This is a genomic window from Corallococcus sp. AB049A (genome assembly GCF_003668885.1).
GTDB lineage: Bacteria > Myxococcota > Myxococcia > Myxococcales > Myxococcaceae > Corallococcus > Corallococcus interemptor.
In genome coordinates, this window is sequence record NZ_RAWL01000053.1 from 1 (window position 1) to 23,799 (window position 23,799).

General features: G+C 68.4%; 17 protein-coding genes. 12 read left to right on the forward strand and 5 right to left on the reverse strand.

Going from position 1 to position 23,799, the window contains the following annotated elements; genetic code table 11:
• The 5 genes from D7X55_RS08405 to D7X55_RS08430 form a co-directional block, all read left to right on the forward strand.
• A partial coding sequence (locus tag D7X55_RS08405; protein ID WP_121722748.1) for a UTP--glucose-1-phosphate uridylyltransferase occupies positions 1-828 on the forward strand: 828 nt, incomplete at its 5' end.
• 239 nt (positions 829-1,067) lie between these two features.
• Positions 1,068-2,345, forward strand: coding sequence for a carboxypeptidase-like regulatory domain-containing protein (locus D7X55_RS08410; protein WP_147470056.1), 1,278 nt, complete (start codon positions 1,068-1,070; stop codon positions 2,343-2,345).
• A gap of 779 nt (positions 2,346-3,124) precedes the next feature.
• On the forward strand, positions 3,125-5,128 hold the full coding sequence (locus tag D7X55_RS44120) for a hypothetical protein (protein WP_199746903.1): 2,004 nt from the start codon (positions 3,125-3,127) through the stop codon (positions 5,126-5,128).
• A 912-nt stretch (positions 5,129-6,040) separates the two neighbouring features.
• On the forward strand, positions 6,041-6,361 hold the full coding sequence (locus D7X55_RS42840; protein WP_147468304.1) for a hypothetical protein: 321 nt from the start codon (positions 6,041-6,043) through the stop codon (positions 6,359-6,361).
• 1,174 nt (positions 6,362-7,535) lie between these two features.
• Positions 7,536-8,843 carry an agmatine deiminase family protein gene (locus D7X55_RS08430; protein WP_158626337.1) on the forward strand — a complete coding sequence of 436 codons (1,308 nt, stop codon included), beginning with the start codon at positions 7,536-7,538 and terminating at the stop codon, positions 8,841-8,843.
• A gap of 48 nt (positions 8,844-8,891) precedes the next feature.
• On the opposite strand, the gene D7X55_RS08435 is transcribed toward D7X55_RS08430, so the two are convergent.
• Both D7X55_RS08435 and D7X55_RS08440 read right to left on the reverse strand, forming a co-directional pair.
• Entirely contained in the window at positions 8,892-9,611 is a 720-nt protein-coding gene (locus D7X55_RS08435) for a 1-acyl-sn-glycerol-3-phosphate acyltransferase (RefSeq protein WP_121722753.1), read from the reverse strand.
• Positions 9,612-9,768: 157 nt separating this feature from the next.
• Positions 9,769-10,449 (reverse strand): MotA/TolQ/ExbB proton channel family protein, encoded by a 681-nt coding sequence (locus D7X55_RS08440; protein WP_121722754.1) that lies wholly within the window; start codon positions 10,447-10,449, stop codon positions 9,769-9,771.
• Positions 10,450-10,806: 357 nt separating this feature from the next.
• Between D7X55_RS08440 and D7X55_RS08445 the strand changes: the two genes are divergently transcribed.
• The 5 genes from D7X55_RS08445 (at position 10,807) to D7X55_RS42845 (ending at position 14,137) form a co-directional block, all read left to right on the forward strand.
• Positions 10,807-11,643, forward strand: a complete 837-nt coding sequence (locus tag D7X55_RS08445; protein ID WP_121722755.1) for a hypothetical protein — start codon at positions 10,807-10,809, stop codon at positions 11,641-11,643.
• Positions 11,644-11,984: 341 nt separating this feature from the next.
• Positions 11,985-12,293, forward strand: a complete 309-nt coding sequence (locus tag D7X55_RS43285; RefSeq protein ID WP_158626338.1) for a hypothetical protein — start codon at positions 11,985-11,987, stop codon at positions 12,291-12,293.
• An 89-nt stretch (positions 12,294-12,382) separates the two neighbouring features.
• The gene (locus tag D7X55_RS43290; RefSeq protein ID WP_158626339.1) at positions 12,383-12,550 is read left to right on the forward strand and encodes a hypothetical protein; all 168 of its coding nucleotides are present in this window, start codon (positions 12,383-12,385) and stop codon (positions 12,548-12,550) included.
• 338 nt (positions 12,551-12,888) lie between these two features.
• Positions 12,889-13,749: an RICIN domain-containing protein gene (locus D7X55_RS08455; RefSeq protein ID WP_121722756.1), complete on the forward strand. Its 861-nt coding sequence runs from the start codon at positions 12,889-12,891 to the stop codon at positions 13,747-13,749.
• Between the two features lie 142 nt (positions 13,750-13,891).
• The gene (locus tag D7X55_RS42845) at positions 13,892-14,137 is read left to right on the forward strand and encodes a hypothetical protein (RefSeq protein ID WP_147470057.1); all 246 of its coding nucleotides are present in this window, start codon (positions 13,892-13,894) and stop codon (positions 14,135-14,137) included.
• Here D7X55_RS42845 and D7X55_RS08460 read toward each other — a convergent pair.
• The gene (locus D7X55_RS08460; RefSeq protein WP_407921761.1) at positions 14,097-20,186 is read right to left on the reverse strand and encodes an ATP-binding protein; all 6,090 of its coding nucleotides are present in this window, start codon (positions 20,184-20,186) and stop codon (positions 14,097-14,099) included. The genes D7X55_RS42845 and D7X55_RS08460 overlap by 41 nt on opposite strands.
• Positions 20,187-20,315: 129 nt before the next feature.
• On the reverse strand, positions 20,316-20,807 hold the full coding sequence (locus D7X55_RS08465) for a DUF2867 domain-containing protein (protein WP_121722758.1): 492 nt from the start codon (positions 20,805-20,807) through the stop codon (positions 20,316-20,318).
• Positions 20,808-20,891: 84 nt separating this feature from the next.
• Here D7X55_RS08465 and D7X55_RS08470 point away from each other — a divergent pair, with 84 nt between their 5' ends.
• On the forward strand, positions 20,892-22,223 hold the full coding sequence (locus D7X55_RS08470) for a carotenoid oxygenase family protein (protein WP_121722759.1): 1,332 nt from the start codon (positions 20,892-20,894) through the stop codon (positions 22,221-22,223).
• A 247-nt stretch (positions 22,224-22,470) separates the two neighbouring features.
• Here D7X55_RS08470 and D7X55_RS08475 read toward each other — a convergent pair whose 3' ends face one another.
• Complete coding sequence (locus D7X55_RS08475; RefSeq protein WP_120549493.1) at positions 22,471-22,857, reverse strand: helix-turn-helix domain-containing protein; 387 nt, start codon at positions 22,855-22,857, stop codon at positions 22,471-22,473.
• 97 nt (positions 22,858-22,954) lie between these two features.
• Between D7X55_RS08475 and D7X55_RS08480 the strand changes: the two genes are divergently transcribed.
• Entirely contained in the window at positions 22,955-23,776 is an 822-nt protein-coding gene (locus D7X55_RS08480) for an alpha/beta fold hydrolase (RefSeq protein ID WP_120549517.1), read from the forward strand.
• Positions 23,777-23,799 lie beyond the last annotated feature (23 nt).

Sequence of the window (23,799 nt, forward strand, 5' to 3'; positions counted from 1 at the left end):
GTGCCGGTCCTGGGGGAGCACACCTTCCTGGACCTCAAGCTCGCCGAGGCACGCCGGTGGGGCGAGCGGCTGGGCCGCCCGGTGCCGGTGGCGGTGATGACGTCCTTTCTCACTCACGACGCCATCGCCGCGCACCTGGAGGCCCGGGGGCTGGGGCGGGACGTGTTCCTGTTCCGCCAGCAGATGCTTCCCCGGCTCACGCCGGAGGGTGCCTTGTTCCGGGAGGCGGACGGGCAGCTGTCCTTCGCCCCTTCAGGGCACGGAGACGTGTTCCGCGCCCTGCGAGAGAGCGGGGTGGGGCAGACGCTGCGCGAGCGCGGTGTGCGCTGCATGTTCTTCGCCAACGTGGACAACCTGGCGGCGACGCTGGACCCGGTCGTCGTCGGGATGCACCTGCAACGGGGCTGCGACATGACGGTGGAGGTGACGCCGCGGGCCAACCCCAGTGGCGCGCTGGACGCGGGCGCCGCGCCGGTGCGCGTGGGCGGCCACCTCCAGCTGGTGGAGAAGGTGGACCCGACGCGGCATGCCTTCATCTCCACCAACAACATCACCTTCCAGTTGAAGGCGATGCTGGACGAAGCGCTGCCCATTCCCTACCGGGTGGTCCCCAAGAAGGTGGACGGCGCGCCCGTCCTCCAGTTCGAGCAGGTGACGGCGGAGGCCAGCAGCCTGACGCGGCCGGATGGCCAGCCGCTCCTGTCGGTCGCCTTCATGGAGGTAGGGCGCACGGACCCCGCGACGAGCCGCTTCGAACCGGTGAAGGCCCCGGACGACCTTCCCCGGGTGGTGGAGCGCCTGCGGCCGCGACTGGAAGCCTTGCGTTAGAGGCTGCCCGGAAACCTGGCTGACACGACTGTCTTTGCTAAGAGGAACCCCGTACCCGGTGTCAGGGTATGGACATTGAAGCCAATCCATGTCCTTTCTATCAAGGCGCGCGCCGGAAGCCTGACGCGCTGCGTGGGGAAACCCAAATCACGCAGTCTGTGAATGATCGCCTTGAGTGAGGAGATGGAATGAGAGTGCCTGGTTACGAGGCATGCAGTCGTGCGTTCTTGAAGCCCCTGGTGGCCATGCTGTTGACGGTGTCTTCCGCCGCCGCGGCGGGTCCAGCGCGCCTTGATGAAGGATTGGTGCGCTCCAAGCAGCAGTCCGGCTCCGCGGCGATGGCGCCCGCCAAGGACATCGAGGCGCCCGGGATCTCCGGCGTCGCGCTTCCGCACGGCTTCGTTCCAGGGAGTGGGATGGGCCTGCAAGGCCCGAACACCGGCCCGGGCACCGCCCAGTACCTCGACCTGAACACGCAGTGGAGTGACACGCTGGACGCCCAGAACGCGCAGGGCTGGTACTACGTCTACGTCCCCGCGAACGGGAAGGTCACCGCCTTCCTGCAGACCGTCGGCAACACCAGCATCGACTACGACCTGTACCTCTATAAGTTCAACCCGGTGGACGGCACGCTGACGCCCCAGGCGCAGTCCTTCTATGCCCCCGCCCACTACGAGCAGGTCAGCACCACCGCGGCCGCGGGGGACTACTACTTCGTCATGGTGCATGCGTACCAGGGAGCGGACCCGGTCAACCCGTACACGCTGGCCGTGATGTATTCCAATACGCCCGACAGCGACGAGCCCGATGACAACCCCTGGCAGGCCAGGAGCCTCAGCACGGCGGTCAGCGTCACCCGCACCCTGGACAATGCCTTTGACGAGGACTGGCGTGTCCTCACCGTCGCGCAGCAGAATACCTTTGCGTTTTCACTGAACACGGCGGCCACGGGGACGTATCAGCTGCAGATCTTCTCGAACCCGCATGGGACGCCTGCCGCGACCGTCAGCAAGAATACCCAATCCAACTACCAGCTTCCCGCGGGCACCTGGTACGTGCGGGTGCTCTCGCTCGACACCGTGACCCCGGGGACGTCCTACACCCTGCGCATCGGGGCCGCGGCGAGCGCGATAACGCTGACCAGCGTGGACACCGATGGCGGCTATGGGGGCTATCTCGACTATGGCGCCGGAAACGCCTGGCGCGTGTACCGGACGGCCACGGTCAACGGGCGCGTCGTCGACAAGTTCGGCAATGGTGTTCCGAATGCTCCGGTCACTGTCGTGGTCTACACCCCCAGCACCTATCAATCTCAATCGCAGGCCAGCGGGGTCAGCGGGGCCGACGGCTTCTTCTCCGTCTACGTCAACCTTCCGGCGGCCGCGGGGAGGTACTCCTATGACAACTGGGTCAGCATGCACTACTTCGACCTGGCGTCAGTCAGCATTCAGGCGGACGTCGCGAGCACAAGCACCGTGCTCTACCACTTCGCCTATTCCATCTATCAGCCCCACTGACCTTCCGGGATAGGGCCTGTTGGGGACGTGCGGCGGGCGGAGTTCACGCGGGCGAGCTGGACTCCGCCCGCGTGAGCGAAGCTCCGCGCGAGCTGCCACCTGCACGCGTGGCAGCCAGCTGTATGGCTGTGCGCACTCCGTGGCGAGCCTGGGCCGGAATGCTACCGTCATGGGACTCGTACGTTGCATGAACAGTTGAATCCTCCCGGCGAACACTGGTTGCGGAAGCGGCACCACTTCCTCAGGGTGCCGTACAGTCCTCCTTCCGAGGGATTGAAATGGACATCGGCATGCCCGCATCCTGCGCGTGCCATGGGGGACTCCCACGGTGTGACAGGGGGGGGATGATGCCGGCAGAGATGTCCTGGACGGCCCGTAGGGCCCGCGCGCTCATGTATATGGCCTGGGCTCTCCTGGGGGGCTCTGCCTGTAAGTCCGAGGAGCCGCCCGCGCCTCCGCCCCCAAAGCCTGCTCCCGGTCCCGCCGCCGCTTCGCGACAGCTCCCATCCGATGTGACTGCGTTTGTCTCCCGGCAGGAAGAGTGCCACCACTGGGGAGGCGAGGAGCCGTACAGCAAGGAGCGGGCAAGGGAAATCCGGGCGGCGGCCGAGAGGCTCGCGTGCGAACGCCTGGAGGCCGATGCCCGCGCGCTCCGGTCGAAGTATCAGGACAATCGCGAAGTGCTGGAGAGTCTGGATGCGGAGAGCTCCCGGCTCTCCGATCCTCAACAATAGGTAGGACCGACGTTCAGCAATCCTGGGGGGCGCATGAATCGCCGAATGAAGGCATGGATTGTCTGTGGTCTCATTGCTGTATGGGGGTGCGACAAGGAGGCTCCGGACACTCCACCCACGGACGTGCCGGTGGACGTCGAGGAGAACATCGCATCCCCGGGCCAGCTGGCCCTGGACGGCAGCACCGCGAACCAGTTCATCGCCCAGGATGAGCCCCTGCGCTTCAGGGTGACAGGCGCGACGGCCTCCGCGGACAGGCACGATGCCTACATCCGCATCAACGGGAGCTATGTTCCGAGTGAGGCCCTTACGGTCACCTCGGACTCGGTGACTCTGGCCCCCGGCTATTTATCGGGTGGCCGCAATGAGGTGGAGGTGGGCCTGAATGACAGCCAGGGCCTGTCGTTACATGCGCGCCACGTGTTGTGGGCGGGGCGAAACCCTCTCGTAGTCCACGTGGTCGATGCTCAAGGCGCTCCCGTGGATGGGGCCTCCGTCTCCGTCCGGCTGGGGGACGACGCCAACGTCCGCCAGCTGGCAGTGAGCGCAGGGGGGCGTGTCACGTTCACTCACGTTCCCAGCCGGACGGTCCTCATTGAGGGACGCACCGGGCAGAACGCCCTGGCGGTCCTGCCCCTCATGGGGAATGCCGGAACGGTTGAGTTGCGTCTGCAGGGCTTCCAGCCGGCGAGCAGCGCCGCCAACAATGACTTCACGCAGGGCCTGACCGGGTGGAACGTGGGGGATTCCCCAGTGGTGTTGATTCCCCACACGGAGGCCCCCCAGCAGCAAGGGCTTGCCCCGCGGCCGCAACAGGTGCGGATGCGGCGGGCCCCAGGGATGCGGGCCACCCTGGGCATGGGGCCTTCGGCCTTGCAGGACGGGTCCGGCGATGCCGACTTGCAGTTGAGCACCTCGGGCCAGGGGCCCCGGTCCGTCTCCCGGACCTTCACCGTCAATCCCGGCGCCAAACAGGTAACGGTGCGCTTCCGGTTCGTGACCTCGGAAGTGCCGGGGGGCTACTTCGGCACCGAGTTCAACGACTTCTACAATGTTTCCATCCGGAGCCAGCAGGGTGGAGGGGCTGTGTCGGACGGCAACAGCATGAATGCGCTGGGCCTGGGGGCCTTTGACGCAGCGGGGGCGACAGCCTGGCGGGAGATCTCTCTGCCCGTGACGGAGGAGGGGGACACGGTGCAGGTCGACGCCACGGTCGCGAATGTCGCCGATGATCTGTTCGACTCGTTGCTCATCATCGATGTGGTCCGTCAGCCCTCGCTGCGGGTCACCGCGTCAGCGACCTCCGTGTGCGTCAACGAGAACGTGAACTTCCGGGTGGAGGGCGGCTCGACCGACCCCATCACCTGGAAAAGCATCGGGCAGCCTGCGACGGGTTCCGGCACGAACCTCGTGGTGCGCTTTGGCGCAGCGGGCGAGGGTTCGGCCACCGCGACCCAGAATGGGCAGTCCGCCACGGCCAGCGTCACCATCAAGGAGTCGAGTGGTGCCCAATGGGTGGGACGCTTCCCAACCAGCACCGATGTGAGCGAACTGACGCCGGCGTTCAGCGGGGCTGTCAGTGGGTTCATTGGGGCATTGGGGGAGGCGGGAGCGGCCGTGAATGTGAACGCCACGTACCGGCCGGTCGAGCGGGCCTACCTCATGCATTATGCTTGGCGCATCGCCCGCACCGGACTGGACCCCAGCACCGTGCCCGCGCATCCGGGAGTGGAGATCTGTTGGGTGCATCGCGACGCGGAGGGAAACATCGATAGGGCGGCCGCGCAGGCGGCGGCGGAGGCCATGGTCGCCGGCTATGACATCGTCTTCCAACCCGCTCTGGTCTCCAGGCACACCCAGCGGCAGGCCATCGATATGGACATCAGCTGGACCGGCACCCTGGAAATCACCAATGCATCTGGGGACACGGTGAGCATCGCCACCACGCCCCGGTCCGGCATGAACACCACGCTGCACGCGGTGGGGGCCTCATACGGAGTCATCAAGCACCTGACAGACCGGCCCCACTGGTCGACGGACGGTCACTGAGCGCAGGCTCGCGGTGCGCCCGGCGGCAGCTGGTTTTTCGGCCGCCGCCTGGCACCGCGTCTGCCAGCCCCTGGCAACAATGGGGGGCACGCGGGCGCGCTGGACATGGGCCCGCGTGAGCGAAGCGCTCCGACTTCGCCTCCGAATGGGGGCGCCCGACGAGTCATCATGCAGATCCATCGCGGGTGCTGTCCGCAGACAGGTGGCCATCGCCGGGTTCCTCTTCGTTGTGCATGACGTCCCGGAAGAGGGCCTCTCCTCCGAGCACACGGACCGTCAGTGACCGTCAGGGCGGCAGCCATCTCTGAACACAACACCTGCCCCGCCCGGCGATTGGAGTTGGCCGCTTTTCGCCCTCTATTCCGGAGGTCAAGCCGTCACTGGGGGGAAGGCGACATGGACCTTGCAGACACTCCGCGGAGGCGTCGTGTCCCGGCAACGTGGCCCGGCGGGTGGCTGCTCTTGATGTTGCTCGCCTTGCCTGTCAGCGCTGAACCTCCTGCCCTCAATCCCCACCTCCAGGCCGCGTTCAGCCTCTATGACGCGCTTGAGTATGACGAGGCCCTGCGCTCGCTCGGAAGGGCCAGGCAATGGCAGTCGAACACCCGGGAGGACCGGATTGCCATTGAGTTGCTGGAAGGAATCCTGGCCTTCGAATTCAGTCAGGCGAAGCGGGGACGAAGCGCCTTCGCGCGCGCGCTCGCGTTGGATCCGAAGGCAACGCTGCCGCTACCCGTATCACCGAAAGTGACTGCCGCGCTCGAACAGGTGCGCGCCAGCCTCCCCGCCAGTGCGCCGCCACCCGTGCCCGTACCGAGCGAGCCTGCTCCGGCGCCCATTGCCGTGGTGAGCGAAGCTCCCCGTGCGCCGGTGACGCAACCACCCCTGACCGGGGTCGAGCGCGGAGCCGGTATGCGCTCCCGCCTCCGGCTGCCGGTCGCCATTGGCGGTGGCGTCGTGGCGGTGGGAGGTGTGCTGGCCTGGGGAAGGGCCCGTTCGCTCGGGGCCCAGGTGCGCGACGCGGACCCGTCCATCAAGACCCGGGCGCGGCTGGACGCCACCCTTCAGCAGGGGAGGACCTTCGAGAAGGTGGGATGGGCCCTGATGGGCCTGGGCGCCGCGACCGTCGCGGGGAGCTTCCTCTTCCTCGGTGAGAGTTCGCCGGGGGCCCAGGCGTCGCTCCTGCCCACGCCGGAAGGTGCACAGTTGTCCCTCTCCTGGAGCCTCCGATGAGCCGTCATCCGGGATTGATGCGTTGCGCGCTGTTCGCGCTCTGCCTGACATGGAGTGCCTGCCTCCCGTTTGACGAGGACCGGGATGCGTTCTGCGCGAACGTGGACCCAGGTCGTCTGGAGGAGCTCTGTCCTCCCGTGCCGGCCCCTGCCGGCGGTGCGTCGACCGATGCCGGCGCATCAGGGGATGCGGGGGCTGACGCAGGTCTTGAGGAAGACGCAGGTCCTGAACAGGACGCAGGTTCTGAACAAGACGCAGGTCCCGAGGAAGACGCGGGTGTTGACGGAGGCGCCGTCGGCGAGTGTTTCACGGCGGCCGATTGCCCGGAACGCCCGGCGACATGTCAGAACTTTCGTGTCTGCGTTGACCAGCGATGCGAATACCGACCGCAGGAAGACGGGGCACCGTGCAGCGGAACGCCCACGGCGCAGTGCCGTGAAACCACCGGCACGTGCAAGAGTGGCGTCTGTCAGTACACGCCAAGGGTCACGGGGTCCTGCAATGACGCGGATGCCTGCACCATAGGTGACGTATGCAACGGCGCTGGCACATGCGTCGGCCAGCCGCTGACCTGCGCGAACACAGCCAATGTGACCGCCACGGGCTGCTCGGTGGGTTCCTGCACTATCACTACCTGCGCCGCGGGTTGGGACGATTGCGATGGGGTTTACAGTAACGGCTGCGAGACGAACCTCTATTCTTCGAACAGTAACTGCGGGACATGCGGCCACCATTGTAGCTGGCCTGATAGTAGCTGTGCTGGGGGGACCTGCGTGACGTCATGCAGTGACTGCAGTGGCTGCAGTGACTGCAATGGCATCGAGTGCTGCGCTCCGAAGGAGTGCCGTAGAAGGCCCACCGGCGTGGAATACTGCAATTAGCTGTGTTGAATCGGTGGAGAGGACCCGCACGGAGTGTCCGTGTGCGTCCTCCCCGGCGCCGAGCCCCACCCCTCGCCCACTCGCTTGAAGCTTCTGCGCACCCGCGGTGATGCAATCCACTCGCAGGGTTCCAGAGGGCACATTGACCCGGTTGAAGCCCTCGGTGACACTCGACCGCGTTGTATGGGGCGGGTGCGACTCCCTTCGATTTCACAACTGAGCAGGCGACCTGGCAGCGCGCGCAAGGGCCCCGTCGCGAGTGCGCTGGGGGGGACAAACGAATGAAGCGGTGGATGAGCGGTTGCCTTGCGGCCACGGCCCTGTTTTCGGGCGCGTGCGGTCCCACGGACGAGTCACAGCGCGTGGCCGCGCAGGAGGCCGCGCCGGCGGACCAGGTGCTCCCGCGCTACGAGACGGCGAATGAGAACAGGGTACGCGCGCTCGCCGCGGGTGATGCGTTCTGGGCATGGCAGTGCGACCCGAACACCTACGGCTTCACCGCCGTGAGCACCGTCGCGCGCTTCCCCACCGAGGCCGAGAGCACCACGGGCGTGTTGATCGGCTGGCCGGACTACGGCTGCACGGTGCCGGAGCTCGCCGGCCTGGTGAAGGCGGGCCTGCAGGGCAACACCCAGGTGAGCATCCTCACCGCGCCGAACAACAACAACGGCGTGACGAGCTGCCTGCGCCGCGCGGGCCTCACGGACGCGCAGCTCGCGCGCGTGGAGTACGTGCCGGTGGACGTGGACTCCGTGTGGATCCGCGACTACGGCCCGGAGATCCTCATCAAGCCGGACGGCAGCCGCCGCTTCGTGGACATGAGCTACTACCCGCTCACCTCCAGCACCTGCGGCAACATGCAGGGCCGCGTGCGTGATGACGCCTCGCCCAGCCGGCTCGCGGCGCTGTGGAACACCGAGGTGGTGCGCCCCAAGGTGCGGCTCGAGGGCGGCAACCTGCAGACGGACGGCAAGGGCACCTGCTTCCGCGCGCAGCGCAACGCCGAGGCGCGCAACAACTTCAGCGAGTGGCAGTACACCCCGGACGAGCTGAACGAGGTCATCGGCGCCGCGCACCACTGCAAGGTGCAGGTGATGGAGTCGCTGGTGGGCGGTGTCATCGACCACATCGACATGTTCATGACCGTCATCTCCTCGAAGACCCTCCTCGTGGGCCAGTACGACCCGGCGGATGACGCGACCAACGCGGCCATCCTGGACCGCAACGCCGCCAGGCTCGCGGGCCTCGGCTACCGCGTGGTGCGCGTGCCCATGCCCAAGAGCTACTGCCGCAAGGTGCTCTCCGGCTGCACCGGCCAGCCGCAGCAGATCCAGGCCTGCGACGGCACCAACGAGCGCATCTGGGCCACGTACATGAACAGCATCCGGCTCGGCGACGTGGTGGCGGTGCCCGTGTACAAGTGGGTTCCCGAGGCCGACAAGGCCACCGTCGCGGCACAGGAGGCGCAGGCGCTCTCCATCTACCAGTCCGAGCTGGACCGCGAGTTCGGCAAGGGCAAGGTCAAGGTCGTGACCGTGCAGGGGGACAGCCTCATTCCCTGCCAGGGCTCGCTGCACTGCACCACGATGACCTACAAGTGAGCCCACGCTCCGGCGCACCCAGCGCGTCGGGCGTGACGGTGAACAGCTTCACCCCCGTGCGGCACGGGGGTCTCTGTCACGCCCCGCTGAGCGTTCGGCCTCCATGCGCGCCTTCTCGCGGACCATGAGGTCGCGCACGTGGTCGCGCAGGGCGTGCACATCCCCCGCGAAGTCCGCGGGGTCGATGGGCTCCAGCACGCGCACCCGGGCGTGGACGGCCTGCTGGAAGACGCGCGCGTGCTTCGGCACGGTCAGCGCGGTACCGGTGAGGACGATGGGGATGATGGGGCAGCGCTGCTGGACGGAGAGCGTGAAGGCGCCGTCCTTGAAGGCCTTCATCTTGCCGTCCCGGGAGCGGGTGCCTTCGGGGAACATCAGGATGGGGACGCCGCGTGACAACCAGCGCTCACACCTGGCCATCATCTGGAGGACGCTCTCACGGTCTCCGCGGATGAGCGGCACATAGCGGTTGAGGCGCATGTTCCAGCCAATGAGTGGCAGCTTGAAGTTCTCCGCCTTGGAGACCCACTTGAACGGCCGGTAGAGACCGAAGAGGACCAGGATGTCCCCCAGCGACTCATGGTTGGACACCAGCACCGCCGCGCCCTTCCAGGGCAGGCGTTCGCGGCCCTCCACCCGCAGGTGCCATCCCGGGTTCAGGTAGAAATACAGCTGTGCCCAGAAGCACGAGTACAGGTGCAGCGCCCGCCCGTTCGCGTCGAACGGGCGGGTGAGCGCCCACAGCAGGAGCGCTCCCAGGAACAGCACCGCGCTGGACAGCGCGAGGAAGGCCCAGAGCGCGCTAGAGAGGAGGACTCGAACGGTCCCCGGACTGTCATGGTTGGATGGCTCCACACCTGTCAGGTGTGCATTGCCACGGAATGAATAGCAACCCCCATCCCCCATGGGGGCCGAGTCGTGCTGCTCACCGCGCGGTGACGCGTGCGCGCTTGAGGGCGCGGGACGCGGCGTCGAGGAACTCGTTGCTCGCCTCGGAGAGGTCCACCGCGCGGGCGTCCACCCAGCCCTGCAGGGAGTTGTAGCCCATGACCGCGGGGATGGCGACGAGCAGTCCGAAAGCGGTGGTGACGAGCGCCTCGGAGATGCCCGTGGAGATGGTGCCGATGCCGCCCGAGTTCGCGGCGCCCATCTCCTGGAACGCGGTGACGATGCCGATGGTGGTGCCGAGCAGGCCCACGAAGGGTGCGGTGGAGCCCACCGTGGCGAGGTGGCCCAGGCCGCGCTTGAGGCTCTGGAGTTCGCGCTGCGCCTGCCGCTCCAGGCTGCGCGCCACGGACTCCATGACCTCGTCACGGCTGTCGGTGGCGCTGATGCTGTAGGCCGTCAGCCCCGCGCGGATGGTCCTCCCCAGGTAGCCCACGTCCTTCTCCGTCTTCACGTCGGCGGCGGCGTCGAAGTCGCCATTGGCGAGCAGGGACTCCAGCTGCGCGGCGTACCTGCGCGAGTGGATGCGGGAGGCGCGGAAGACGATGGTGCGCTCGGCGAGGATGAGGAGGGACACCATCGACATCACGCCCATGGCGATGACGATGAGTTGTGCGACCGGGCCCATGTGGGTCCACAGACCCGCGAGTGTGAAGTTCATGGCGGGAACGAGACGCGCCTCCGTGCGCGTGGGCCACGGTGTGGCCCCAGAGGGAACGGCGGTGACGGGAACGGTGTCCAAGGTACGCAGGCGCAGGGCCGAGAGGGTGGGCGCGCGTCCATGCGTTGGTCATCGTTCTGTCATTGCGCCCGCAGCGCGCGTTGTCCCCGCCAGCGGCTCATCGTCTCTGGCGCAAAGCCGACACCGGCCCTCCAGGGCAGGAGGCTCGTCGCGAAGCGGTGGCCATGCTCCCGCGCGCGCTCCATCCAGGAGCGGGCCCGCGGGAGCTCCTCGCGGTTCGTAGGCGGGGTGACCATGGCTCGGAAGTTTCTTACGGCAGCCGAGTGCCGGCTGTGTGTGGATCGCGTCGTACCTCTTGAGCTGAAGCGGGAGGCCGCGGCGCGCTCCATCGAGGTGAACCCGGAGAACGATCCGGCGCCCGTGCTGGCCCGGGTGAAGCGCGCGGGCGCCTCGTGGCATCCGCTCAAGCTGGCGCTCGAGACGGGCAAGCGCTGGAAGCCGGGGCAGACGCTGCGCATCCGTTTCCTCGACGGCAGCCCGACGCAGCGCCGGCGCGTCATGGAGATGGCGAACCAGTGGACGCAGTTCGCGAACATCCGGTTCGACTGGAAGGGCGGCCCGGGGGCGGAGATCCGCATCTCGTTCTCTGCGGATGCGGGCTCGTGGTCCGCCGTGGGCACGGACTGCCTCATCACGCGGTACTTCCCGAGGAACGAGCCGACCATGAACTTCGGCTGGCTCGAGGACGACACGGACGACGACGAGTTCCGCCGCGTCACCGTGCACGAGTTCGGTCACGCGCTCGGCTGCATCCACGAGCACCAGAACCCGAAGGGCGGCATCCAGTGGAACGTGCCCGCGGTCATCGCGGCCTTCAGCGGCCCGCCCAACAACTGGTCCGAGGAGGAGATCCGCTTCAACATCATCGACAAGTACTCGGTCGATCAGCTCAACGCGACGCGGTTCGACAAGAACTCCATCATGCTCTACGGCTTCCCGAAGGAGCTCATCAAGGGGCCGCCGTCACTGGTGCGCAGCGGAACGCCGGACAACACGCGGCTGTCGGCTCGGGACAAGGCCTTCATCCGGAAGATGTACCGGCCCGCGAACGGCAAGGCGCACCGGGCCGTCGGGCGGTGGACCGGCGTGTCCCAGCACGGCCCGCTGATGTAGCGGCTCCGGAGCGGGCCGCCCGGATGCACGGGAGGTCCGCCGCCGCGTCAGGGAACGCGCGGTGGGCCGCCGCCGAGGGAGTACCGCCCGGCAATCGTTGTCACCGGTTGCCAGATTCTTGATTGACGGATGTGCGCCAGGGATTGGCCAGGCCGCGACAAGCACTGCCTGGCTCCGGGCTCGCCCGGAAAGGGCGCGGCCTCGGGCGGCACGGACATTGGGGGACGTTGACGGCCCGGGGCCGCCATCCGTCCTGAGGGTTGGCTCTCGCGCGGTGTACCTCCGGAGAATGACCGGAGGTCCTTTCCCTTCAGCCTGAGCCTTGCGGTAGATAGCCACCCATGCGCACCAACTTCTGGGTTCTCGTCCTTCTCTCCTCCGCCACCGGCTGTGCCACCGTCAGCAAGCAGCAGTATGCGAACCTCTCCGCGGGTGCCATTGGTTGCCCTGCCGAGGAGTTGGTGATCTCCGGGGAGAAGAACTCGTATGGCCTTGGCGAGATGCCGGCACCCTGGAACGCTGAATGCCGTGGGCACCGCTTCATCTGCAGCGCCGCCGGCCAGACCGTGAGCTGCAAGGAGGAGCTGAAGGCGGTCGAAGCGCCGTCGACGGCGCCGGCTGCCGCGCAAGCCGAGGAGGGGCCGCTATAGCGTCGTGCTTCGCCTTCCACCGCCGCCCTACGCTGGCTGAAGGGGCGGCCGTCCACCAGAGCGTCCACGGGGCGGTGTCCTTCTGCCGCGTGCGGTCCTGGATACCCAGGCGCTTCCTCGCCATCGCGTCCACGCGGGCGGAGGTGCGCTGCATCGCGGCTTCCAGCTCCGCGTCGCGGACGCGGATCGTCGGCACCGACACGTCACCGGGCTCGCGCCGCTCGACGGAGTCGATGGGCCTGTACCGCGCCGAATGATTGAAGGCCGCCACCGACAGGCTCGCCGCCTGCACCGCCCCCCAGCGTCGCGTGCGACAGGGACAGGAAAGGGGAGGCATTGTGATCAAAAAGGAGAAGGCAATTCATTGGCAACGCCTCGCCCGACTTTGTCGTGACGAAAGACGGATGACGTGCGCACATGAACGCTCGAGACGAACCAGAATCAAAGTGGTGATTCCAGTGGATGTATTACGTCAACTGCCTTGCTTCTGACCAGCCTTCTGTTCATCCAGGCCGACATCCAAGCCCTGCCATGTCAGTCACGTGCGGCTCGCAATGGCTGTAGGCAGGTTGGGATTGATGACAGGAGGTGGCACATGAACATGAAATCAAAAGCACGGACACTCCATTTTGCGATCGCCACACTGATTGCTCTCGCGCCCTTGCTGGCCTTCCCGCAGGTCCCCAATCCCAATAAATTGAAGAATCCAAACAAGCCGAACCCTCTATTGAGCATCCCTGGGCTCGGGAGCGGTCCCTGTAAAGTGGACTGCGACTCGTGCAATTTCGGGGAATTCCAGGGATGCCTCCTGAAGAGTTGCCCAATGGCGAACTCCGGAGCTGCAGTGCCTGGCAACGCCAGGTGCCAGATCGACGCATCAAGCCAGCGCGCAATGGCAGAGGTGGCATGCAAGCAGCAGCAGAAATGCTGCAACAGAAAGGATAATACAAGTCGCGAGGGGTTCGAGACCGGCGTTGAGGCGGGCTTTGCTGAACTCAGTACGAAATCCATGTTTGATTCCTACATGGGGACTGACACCAAGAAGGAATTGGCGCTGAGGGGATGCCTTGATGTGGCACGTGGGGAGACCTCGGCGGGAGCGGAGATCCTGCAATTTACCTGCAGGGGAGGAGATCACCAGAGGTTCAAGTTCGAGGATGTGGGAGGTGGGCTCAAACGCATCAGGGCAAAACATAGTGACATGTGTTTCACTGTCGAGCCCGGTGGTGGCGTTAATCCCGGCGCACACTATGTGCAGGCACCTTGCACTGGTGCAGCGGACCAATCGTTCTCCTTTACGGAGGGCGAGCCCGGGTGGTGGCGAATTGAGCCAAGCCACGCAAAGGGACTGTGCCTTGATATCGAGGGCGGAAGTCTCGCCAACGGAACGCGCGTCATTCAAAATACCTGCGACCCCAATTCCAAGTCCCAGCTCTTTTGGGTAAGGCAGTGTTGAGTGTGCCCAGGCGTCGAAATGGGCGAGCCCAACGCAACTGCACTGGGCGGTGATTGGAGTTCCTCGTCCGAGCCCGCCGTCACAGTGGGTTCGGACGCGGAGTTCTAGTTTCGCGGCCATCCTCACCCGGCTGGACCAGCTGGTGCCCGGCCCCGGCGCCCTGGGCGAACGTGTGCAGCGCTTCCACCAACGCTTCGTCTGGTTCAAAGGCCATGCGACCAGCGTCATCCAGCGCAACACCGACCTGCCGGGCTTCATCTGGCGCGCCGTCCTGCTCGCCGCGCGCGAGGGCTATCCCAGCAACCACGTCTCCAACTCGCTGCTGGATCGGCACCTGCCACCAGACGTCAACCTACCGGGGGCACGTCCAACGGCAGCACCGTGGTGAAGGTGGCGCCTCCGCCCTCCGTGGGCTCCAGGTGGAGGCTTCCCCCGTGGGCCTCCGCGATGTGGCGGGCCATCCACAGGCCCAGCCCGAAGCCGCCGTGGTGGTTCGCGGGCACCGCGCGCTCGAAGCGCCCGAAGACGCGCTCCTGGTCCTCCTGTCCGACGCCGTCGCCGTGGTCCCGGACCGCCAGGCTCACCCGGCCCGCCGCGCGCGCCACGCGCACCTCCACGGGTTTTCCCGTCCCGAACTTGAGCGCGTTGTCCACGAGGCTGTCGAGCAGCTGATCCATCCTCGCGCGGTCGTAGTGCCCCACCACCGGCAGGGGTGCCTCCAGCGTCAGCACGCAGTCCGCGCGAAGGGCCTTCTCCCTTGAGCGCTCCACCACGGCGGCCGCGAGCTGTGCCAGGTCGACCTCCTCGCGTGAGAGGTCCAGCGGCCCGGTGACGAACTCCGACACGTCCACCAGCTGCTCCACCAGGCGCGCCAGGCGCTGGAGGTGTTTCTCCGTCGTCCGCGCCTTGAGCCGCGTGGTGTCTGGCGCCGCGTCCGCGGCCGGGACGTCCAGGCCGCGCACCAGGGACTGGATGTTGAGCGACAGGGCGCTCACGGGCGTGCGCAGCTCATGGCTGACCAGCCGGAGGAACTCGTCCCGCGTCCGCACGGACTCGCGCAGCGCGTCCCGCTCCACCTCGTTGCGGACCACCTCCCGGCGCACGCGGGCCATCTCCAGCTGGGTGCGCACCCGCCCCAGGAGCTCGCGCGCGGAGAAGGGCTTCACCAGGTAGTCATCCGCGCCGCTCCCCAGGCCCTCCACCGTGGCCTCGTCGCCCGCTCGCGCGGACAGCAGGATGATGGGGATGGCGCGCGTGCGCTCGTCGGCGCGCAGCGCGCGCACCAGGCCAAAGCCATCCAGCACCGGCATCATCACGTCGGAGAGGATGAGGTCCGGCGGCCGGACGCGCGCCTGCTCCAGCGCGTCCTGCCCGTCGCGGGCGGTGTCCACGTGGCGGAAGACGTGCTTGAGCAGCCCCGTGACGTAGATGCGCAGGTCGGCATTGTCGTCCACGAGGAGGATGCGGGAGCGCGAGAGCTCCTCGGGAACCTCCGGAGCCACCGGAGCCAGGGCCCCGGACGCGGGAGTGGCCACGGCGTCCGTGACGACGACGTCCGTGGACCAGCGGCGCGCCTCCTCCACGAACGGCGTGGCGCCCGAGGCCACCGGATGGGGCCGGGACGTGCGCTCGACGCGCTCCGGGGGCAGGTGGGCCGTCCCCCGGGGCAGCCGCACGGTGAAGGTGGTGCCCCTGCCCAGCTGGCTCGTCACCGCGACGCCGCCCCCGTGCAGCTTCAACAGCTCCTGCACCAGCGCGAGCCCGATGCCCGTCCCCTCGTGGCTGCGGCCCTGGGTGACGCGGACGCGGTAGAAGCGCTCGAAGACGCGCGGGAGTTCCTCCTCGGGGATGCCCACCCCCGTGTCCTCGACGCTCAACACGGCCTGCGCGTCCTCCCAGCGCAGGCTCACGCGGATCTCCCCGTGGTGGGTGTACTTCACCGCGTTGGAGAGCAGGTTGAGGACAACCTTCTCCCACATCTCCGGGTCCACGTAGACGGGCTCGGGCAGGGGCGGGCAGTCCACCTCCAGCCGCAGGCCCGCGCTCTCCACCGCGGACCGGAAGGCGCTCGCGAGGCTCGTGGTGAAGGCGGACAGGTCCACAGGCGCGTAGCGGGCCTGGGCCCGGCCCGCCTCCATCCGGGAGAAGCCGAGCAGCGTGTTGACCAGCTTGTAGAGCCGCAAGGCATTGCGGCGCACGAGGTCGAGCGGCTCTCCCTCCAGTGCCTTTTCAGGCTTCGCCAGCGCGTCCTCGACGGGGCCGAGGATGAGCGTGAGCGGCGTGCGGAACTCGTGACTCACGTTGCTGAAGAACGCCGTCTTGGCCGCGTCCAGCCGGGCCAGCTCCTCGGCCCGCTGCTTCTCCTGCTCGTAGGCGCGGGCACTGGAGATGCTCGCGGCCAGCTGCCGCGCCAGCAGTTGCAGGAAGCCCCGGTACTCGTCGTCCAGCGCGCGCAGCGGGCTCAGGCCGGCCACGAGCACGGCCATGGTGTCCGCCTCCGCGCCCATGGGCACCGGGAGGAGCAGGGCGCGCGTCGTGGGCTCGGGCCAGGGGCCGCCGGGGAGGGGGCCGAAGCGCCGCGCCAGGTCCTCCAGCAGGACCTCCTGCCGCGCCTCGGTGACGCTCGAAAGAGGCCACGAGGACGTGTCGCCCGCCGCCAGCGTCACGGGCGCGGCGGCCGCGCCGCGCTCCAGGCCCGCGCAGCTGACCAGGCGCGCCTGATCCGCCTTCACCAGGTAGAGCAGCGCGAAGGGCGCGTCGTGCGCCGCCTGCGCGAGCACGCCCTCCAGCGAGCGGAAGATGCCCTCGACCGTCTTGTCCAGCGCCGTGCGGATGGACAGCTCCCGGAGGATGGCCAGCCGGCGGTCGCCCACCACCTGCCGCGTCGTCTCGCTCGCGATGGCGAACATCCCGGCGATCTCCCCCGACTCGCCGATGGTCGGGTTGTAGGACCAGGTGAAGTACGACTCCTCCCGCAGGCCTCCAGGGCGGCGCGCGAAGTTGACGTTGCCGTCCTCGATGTAGATGGGCTCGCCCGTGTCCTGGGCGCGCTTGATCAACGGTCCCAGCTGCCCCCACTCCTCGACGAGCGCCTCGCTGCCGCGCGCGCCCAGCGTCTGGGGATGCTTCGCGCCCAGGATGGGCCGGAACGGATCGTTGTAGAGCATCCGCAGCTCCGGGCCCCAGAAGAGGATGATGGGGTAGGGCGAGCGCAGCATCGTGCTGACGGACGTGCGCAGGGACTGCGGCCATTGCTCCAGCAAGCCCAGTGAGTTCGTGGACCAGTCATGGGCCCGCATCATGGCGCCCATGTCGCCGCCCTGCTGGATGAAGGGCTCCTCCGCGGCCGGTAGCGCGGACGGCATGGGCTCTCGCGGTGCAACGCGTGGGACGGGCGCGGCGAGGGCCCGGGGCCCCGGTTCGCGCGGAAGGGTGAAGTGGAAGGTGGTGCCCTGGCCGGGCTCGCTCTCCACCCAGATGTGCCCGCCGTGGCTCTCCACGATGCCCTTCGTGATGGAGAGGCCCAGGCCATGTCCGTCGCGCCGCCGCTGAGATGTGTGCCAGTAGCGGTCGAACAGGTGCGGCTGCATGCTGGGGGGGATGCCCGGGCCGGTGTCCGCCACGCTGAAGCGCAGCGCGTCCGCGCCGGGCGCGCGCTCCACCCGGAGGTGGAGGCTGCCACCGGCGGGGGTGAACGACAGCGCGTTGGCCAGGAGATTCCCGAGCGCTTGAAGCACGCGCTCCCTGTCACACTCCAGGGTGAGCCCGGGCTCCTGCTCCACGACGAACGCCAGGCCCTTCTCCGCCGCCTGGGGCTCGAAGAGCTCCCGGACGTCGCGCAGCAGCTCCTCCACCGGCTGCGGGCGGACTTCGATGGCGAGCGTTCCCGCGTCGATGCTCGCCAGGTCGAGCAGGTCCTCGATGAGCCGGTTCATCCGCTCCACGGAGCGGCGGATGGCGTCGGCCTGCTTGCGCGCGCGGGCGGTCGCCTCGGATTCGGGCGGCAGCCGCTGGAGCAGCTCCGTGGCGGCGCGGATGGCCGTCAGCGGCGAGCGCAAATCGTGGCTGACGACGGCGAGCGTCTCCTCACGCAGGCGCGTGGCGCGGCGGGACGCCTCGAGCAGCCGCTGGGTCTCCGCCGCGTGCGCGCGCTCCGCGGCCAGGGCCTCCTGGCGCAGCCGCGCCAACATGAGCTGGGCGTTGACGCGCGCGATGAGCTCGTTCGCGGAGAAGGGCTTGACGAGGTAGTCGTCCGCGCCGCTGTCGAGCCCCGCGATGGTGGCCTCCTCCCCCGCGCGCGCGGACAGCAGGATGATGGGAATGGCGCGGGTGCGCTCGTCCGTGCGCAGGGCCTGGACCAGCTGAAGGCCATTCATCCCCGGCATCATCACGTCGGAGAGGATGAGGTCGGGCGCATGAGCGCGCGCGGCGGCGAGCGCGGCTTCGCCCTCGTTCACCGCCTCCACGCTCCAGCGGGGTTCCAGGAGCCGGGTGAGGTAGGCGCGCATGTCCGCGTTGTCGTCCACCACCAGGATGCGGGCGTCCGCGCCAACAGTGGGCCGCGGCGCGACGTGCGCGGGCCCGCTCCACTGCGAGAGCTCCGCGAGGAACGCATCGGGGCCGATGCTGGTGGCCGGGAGCGCCGGCGCGTCCGGCTTGCGGGGCAGGTGCGCGGAGCCGGTGGGCAGGAGGACGCGGAAGGTGCTCCCCTGGCCCGGCGCGCTGGTCACCGTCACCTGTCCGCCGAGCAGGTGCACCAGCTCCCGCACCAGCGACAGGCCAATGCCTGTGCCCTCGTGGCTGCGCCCTCGCGCGCCCTCCACGCGGTGGAAGCGCTCGAAGACGCGCTGCTGCTCCTCCTCCGGGATGCCAATGCCCGTGTCCTGGACGGTGAGCTCCACCTGTTCGCCCAGCCACTTCAGCGCGAGGCGGATCTCTCCCTCGAGGGTGAACTTGAAGGCGTTGGAGAGGAGGTTGAGGACGATCTTCTCCCAGAGCGAAGGGTCCACCTGGACGGGCTCGGGCAGGTCAGGGCAGTCCACGCGCAGCGAGAGCCCGGCGGCCGCGGTCGCGGAGGTGAAGTGGCTCGCGAGGTCCACGGTGAGCGCGGAGAGGTCCGTCGGGACGAAGGACACCTGGGCGCGCCCTGCCTCCAGGCGGGCGAAGTCGAGCAGCGTGTTGACCAGCTTCTGGAGGCGCAGGCCGTTGCGGCGCACCGCCTCCTGGCGCTCCCGCTGCGCCGGAGGCAGGGGCTGCCGGTCATCCGCGAGGCCCTCCTCGATGGGGCCCAGCATCAGGGTCAGCGGCGTGCGGAACTCGTGGCTGACATTGGAGAAGAAGGCCGTCTTCGCGCGGTCGAGCTCCGCCAGGGCCTCCGCCCGCTTCTTCTCCTCTTCGTAGGCGCGGGCATTGCCGAGCGCCGTCGCGAGGTGATCCGCCACCAGCCCCAGGAACCCGCGGTAGTCGTCGTCCGGAGCGCGCCTCGCGCTCACACCCGCGACGAGGAAGCCATAGGGGCGCTCGGCGCCGGCGCGCGTGATGGGGAAGAGCCACGCCGTGCCGGGGGACTCCGGCCACCTTCCGCCGGGCAGCGGCCCGAAGCGCGCCTGCACGTCCGGGACGAACACGGGCCCCTGGGCGTCGCTCGCCTCCGCGAAGGGCCACGCGGCGCCGGCCGGGTCCGTGCCGAAGAGCGTGGCGGGCGTGGCGGTGTCCTGCCCCCAGCCCGTCGCCGCCACCAGCTCCTGGCCCGCGTCCCCCTGGCGGTAGAGCAGGGCGAAGGGGATGTCGAAGCCGTTGGTCTCCAGCGCGGCCGCCGCTTCGCGCCAGGCGTCCTCTTCGCGCTTCACCGTCCCCGTCCGTGCCGCCAGGTCCCGCAGCGTCCGCAGCCGCCGCTCGCCCAGCACCCGGCCGGTGGTCTCCGTGAGGGTGACGAGCACGCCCCCGACGCCGCCGGTCTCATCCCGGATGGGGCTGTAGGAATAGGTGAAGTAGCACTCCTCGAGGTAGCCATTGCGGTCCAAGGGCAGCATCCAGTCCTCGGAGCCGACCGCCGTGCCCTGCCTGACGCCCTCGAACATCGGGCCGATGATGTGCCAGCTCTCCGCGAACGTGCTCTGCGCGCTGTGGCCCATGGCGGCCGGGTGCTTCGTCGCGCCCAGCACCGGACGGTAGCCGTCGTTGTAGAACTGGACCATCTGGGGTCCCCACGCGATGTACATGGGGAAGCGCGACTCGAGCAGGATGCTCACCGCCGTGCGCAGGGACTGGGGCCACGTCCCGGGCGCTCCCACGGGAGTCCGCGTCCAGTCGATGGAGCGCATGAGCGCGCCCATCTCGCCTCCACCTTCGAGCACCGCTGCCGCCTCGCGGCGGTGAACGTCCGAAGTCTTTGAATCACCGGAGGCCGGCGTGCCCGTGCGGGTCGAGGAGCTCATCAAGAGCATCCGTTAACACACGCAAAACAGGGCCGGGCGGAGCCTGTGACGCGAAGGTTGGCCCCTCGACGCCGGCCCGGGAGGGCGACCGTCCGGACCCCTTCCCCGGGAGGTTGCTCGCACTCTGCGTCAGGGCCGGCGGACGGACCTCGCCGCGTGGCGGGCCATGCGGGCAACGACGAGGTGATGGAATGGCCGGATGACGTTGAAATACACGGGGCCGGCCCAGTTCCGGTAATGCACCAGCGGCACCACGTGGAAGCGCCGGCGGGGGCCTTCCGAGGGCTCCACGACCACGGCCAGCGTGGCCTCCAGGTGCGTGTCCACGGCCGACACCACCCACACGTGCTCTTCCTCGGCATGGCGCACGGTGAAGAACGAGGCCGCGCTGCCCGGCGTCATCGGAATGTCCTCGGGCCGCGACAGGCGCTGCTGGGGGATGCCTTGCTGCCGCATCCCGAGCAGCCGCACGAACACGGCGCGAACCCGGTACAGCGCGCTCACCCACGCGGGCTGGTAGGACATGAGGCCTGCCAGGAACTGGCGCAACGTGGCCTGGGACTCCACCGCCTTCACATCCACGTGATCCGCATCCTGCGCGAAGGAGGTGCGGACGCTCATTCCGGTGTGAGAGCCGCCGCGCTCGCCTCTTATTCTACCCGGGTGATATTGACGGGGTATTTATACCCGGATATAAATAGCGCCATGACTGCCTTCGATTTGAGCCGTGGCGCGGGCGCGCCGGTCGCCGACGAGGTCGACCTCGTTGAACTGCGCGTCACCGGGAGCATCCCGCGCGAGCTCGATGGAACGCTGCTGCGCAACGGTCCGAACCCGCTGCGCGGCCGCTTCGAGGGCAACGACGTGCTGTCGTGGTGGCCGGAAGCCGCGATGCTGCATGCGATCGCGTTCGAGGACGGCCGCGCGGTCAGCTACCGGAACCGCTGGGTGCGCACGCGCCGCTGGGCGGACGTGTACGCGCCCGAGCAGGCGCCGCAGTTGACCGACACCAATCCGAACGTGAACGTGTTGCTGCACGCGGGCGAATTGCTGGCGTTGGCGGAGGGTGGGGCGCCGCTCGCGATCACCGCCGGGCTCGATTCACTCGGCGCGCCCCAGCGGCACGCAGTGCCTGGCGGCGGGATGACCGCGCATCCCAAGGTCGATCCGCTGACGGGCGAGCTCATTGCGTTTCGAGCGGACTGGCGCGCGCCGTGGCTGCGCTATGGCGTCGTGGACGCGCAGGGTGTGCAGCGCGTTGACGTCGTTGTCGACGTGCCAGCGCCGTCCATGATGCATGACATTGCCATCACCGCGACCCGCAGCCTGCTGCTCGACGTGAACGTCGGGTACGACTTTTCGATGCTGAAGCAGGGCCACCGGATGCCGTTGCGCTGGCACGACGACCGGCAGGCGCGCATCGGGGTCATCCCGAGGCACGGCGGCGACGTGCGCTGGTTTGGCATCGAGCCCTGCTTCCTCATGCACGTCGTCAATGCGTATGACCGCGACGAAGCATGTGTCGTGCTCGATGTGGTCCGCTACCCGTGGTACCTGCGGCTCGACGCGAGCACGGGCAGGTTCGCCGACAACCCCGTCGGCGTGCTCTGGCGCTATGTGATTGATACGGCGAACGGCCGGGTCGACGAAGGGCCGCTCACCGATGGCGGGCTCGAACTGCCGCGCATCAACGAGAGCCGGACCGGGCGCCACTACCGCTACCTGTATGCGACCGAGCAGCCGAACCCCGCTGAGATGCGCGGCGTGGTCCGCTTCGATCACGAGCGCGGTGAGACGACGCGCTACGCGGTCCCGGAAGGCGACCAGAACAGCGAGCCCGTGTTCGTGCCGCGCCCGGGAGGCGTCGACGAGGACGACGGCTGGTTGATGGTGATGGTGTATCGCGCGGCGACGGACTCCAGTGACCTCGTGATTCTCGACGCACGTGCGATCCACGACGAGCCCGTCGCGACCGTTCACCTGCCGCGCCGGGTGCCCGCCGGTTTTCACGGCGCGTGGGTGCCTCGGGGGCGCTGAAAGGAAGGGGGCGTTGGCCGCCCGCCCTGGATCCGACCGGAGGATTTGCGCAATCCAGGGGGGCCGATGTGCCGTCGCCCAGCTACAAGCGCAACGCACTGGTGCCCCTCACGACGCTCGTGACGCGAGGAACAGGCTCCGCGACGGCCAGCGTGCGGTTCAGTGTCCTCCGTCCGGATGGCCTCACGGACGCGCTCCCCGTGTCCACGGATGCCAGGGGCAAGGCGGCGTGGAGCTACGGCAGCTCTCACGACGCGTGCTCGCGGTCGTGGGTGGAGTCAAAGCGCTCGCGGGCCTTCTTGACGACGCCGATGTGGTCGATGGACCAGTTCCTGAGCGCGTCAACGATGCCGTAGAGCGAGCGGCCCAGCGGCGTCACCTCGTATTCCACCGTGACGGGGACCGTCGCGAAGACGCGGCGCTCGACAAGGCCGTTGCGCTCGAGCCGGCGCAGCGTCTGGCCGAGCATCTTCTGCGTGATGCCTTCCACCTTGCGCTTCAGTGCATTGAAGCGCACCGGTCCGTCGGAGAGCGCGAGCAACAGCAGCACCGACCACTTGTCAGCGAGCTGGTCGAGCAGCTCCCGCGTCGGGCACGTCGCGACGAAGGGGCCTCCCGGTTTGCGTGTGGCCATCGTGGTTTCCTCCAGGTGCCTTGGTCCCATCCAAGTACCCTGGTCGCCTCCTGGTATCCTCTTGATACCACCCAGCCCCGGGCACATGGTGGGTCCCATGAACGACTTCCAGCATGACGTCGTCGAGGCCAACGGGATTGCCATCCACGTCGCATCGGCCGGCAGGGGGCCGCCGCTCCTCTTCCTCCACGGGTTTCCGCACACCTGGTTCGTCTGGAGGAACGTGATGCGGGAGCTCGCCAGCGAGCATCACGTCATCGCACCGGACCTCCGGGGGCTCGGGGCCACGACCCGGGCGGCGTCGGGCTATGACCTCGACACGCTCGTCGCCGACACGCTCGCAGTGCTCGACGCGCACACGCAGGAGCCCGCGGTCATCATCGGCCTCGACCTCGGCGCGCCGATCGCGTTCCTCACCGCCGCGCGCCACCCCGAACGTGTGAAGAAGCTCGTCGTCATGGAGGCGCTGCTCGGTGGGCTGCCTGGCGCGGAGACGTTCCGTCCGCCGTGGTGGTTCGCGTTCCATGCCATCCCCGGCATGCCGGAGGAGGTCATCTCGGGCCGCGAGGAGGCGTATCTCGACCACTTCTTCACCATCGGCACGAAGCGCGGCCTCCCTGTCGAGGCGCGCGCCGCATTCCTGGAGGCATACCGTGGCAGGGACTCACTCCGCTGCGCCTTCGCGCACTACCGCGCGCTCCCTGAAAACGCACAGCGCCTTGCGAAGGTCGAACGCCTGACCGTCCCGGCGCTCGCGATCTCCGGGGGCGTCGTCGGCGACGCACTCGCGCGTCAAGTCGCTCCGCTGTGCGACCACCTCCAGACCGCGCGCCTCGCCGACGCCGCGCACATCCTGCCCGAGGATCAACCCGCGGCGCTCGCGGCGCTCCTGCGAGGCTTCGCCCTGCCTCGGGGCTGAGCGTGCCGTCCTCGACGCCCCAA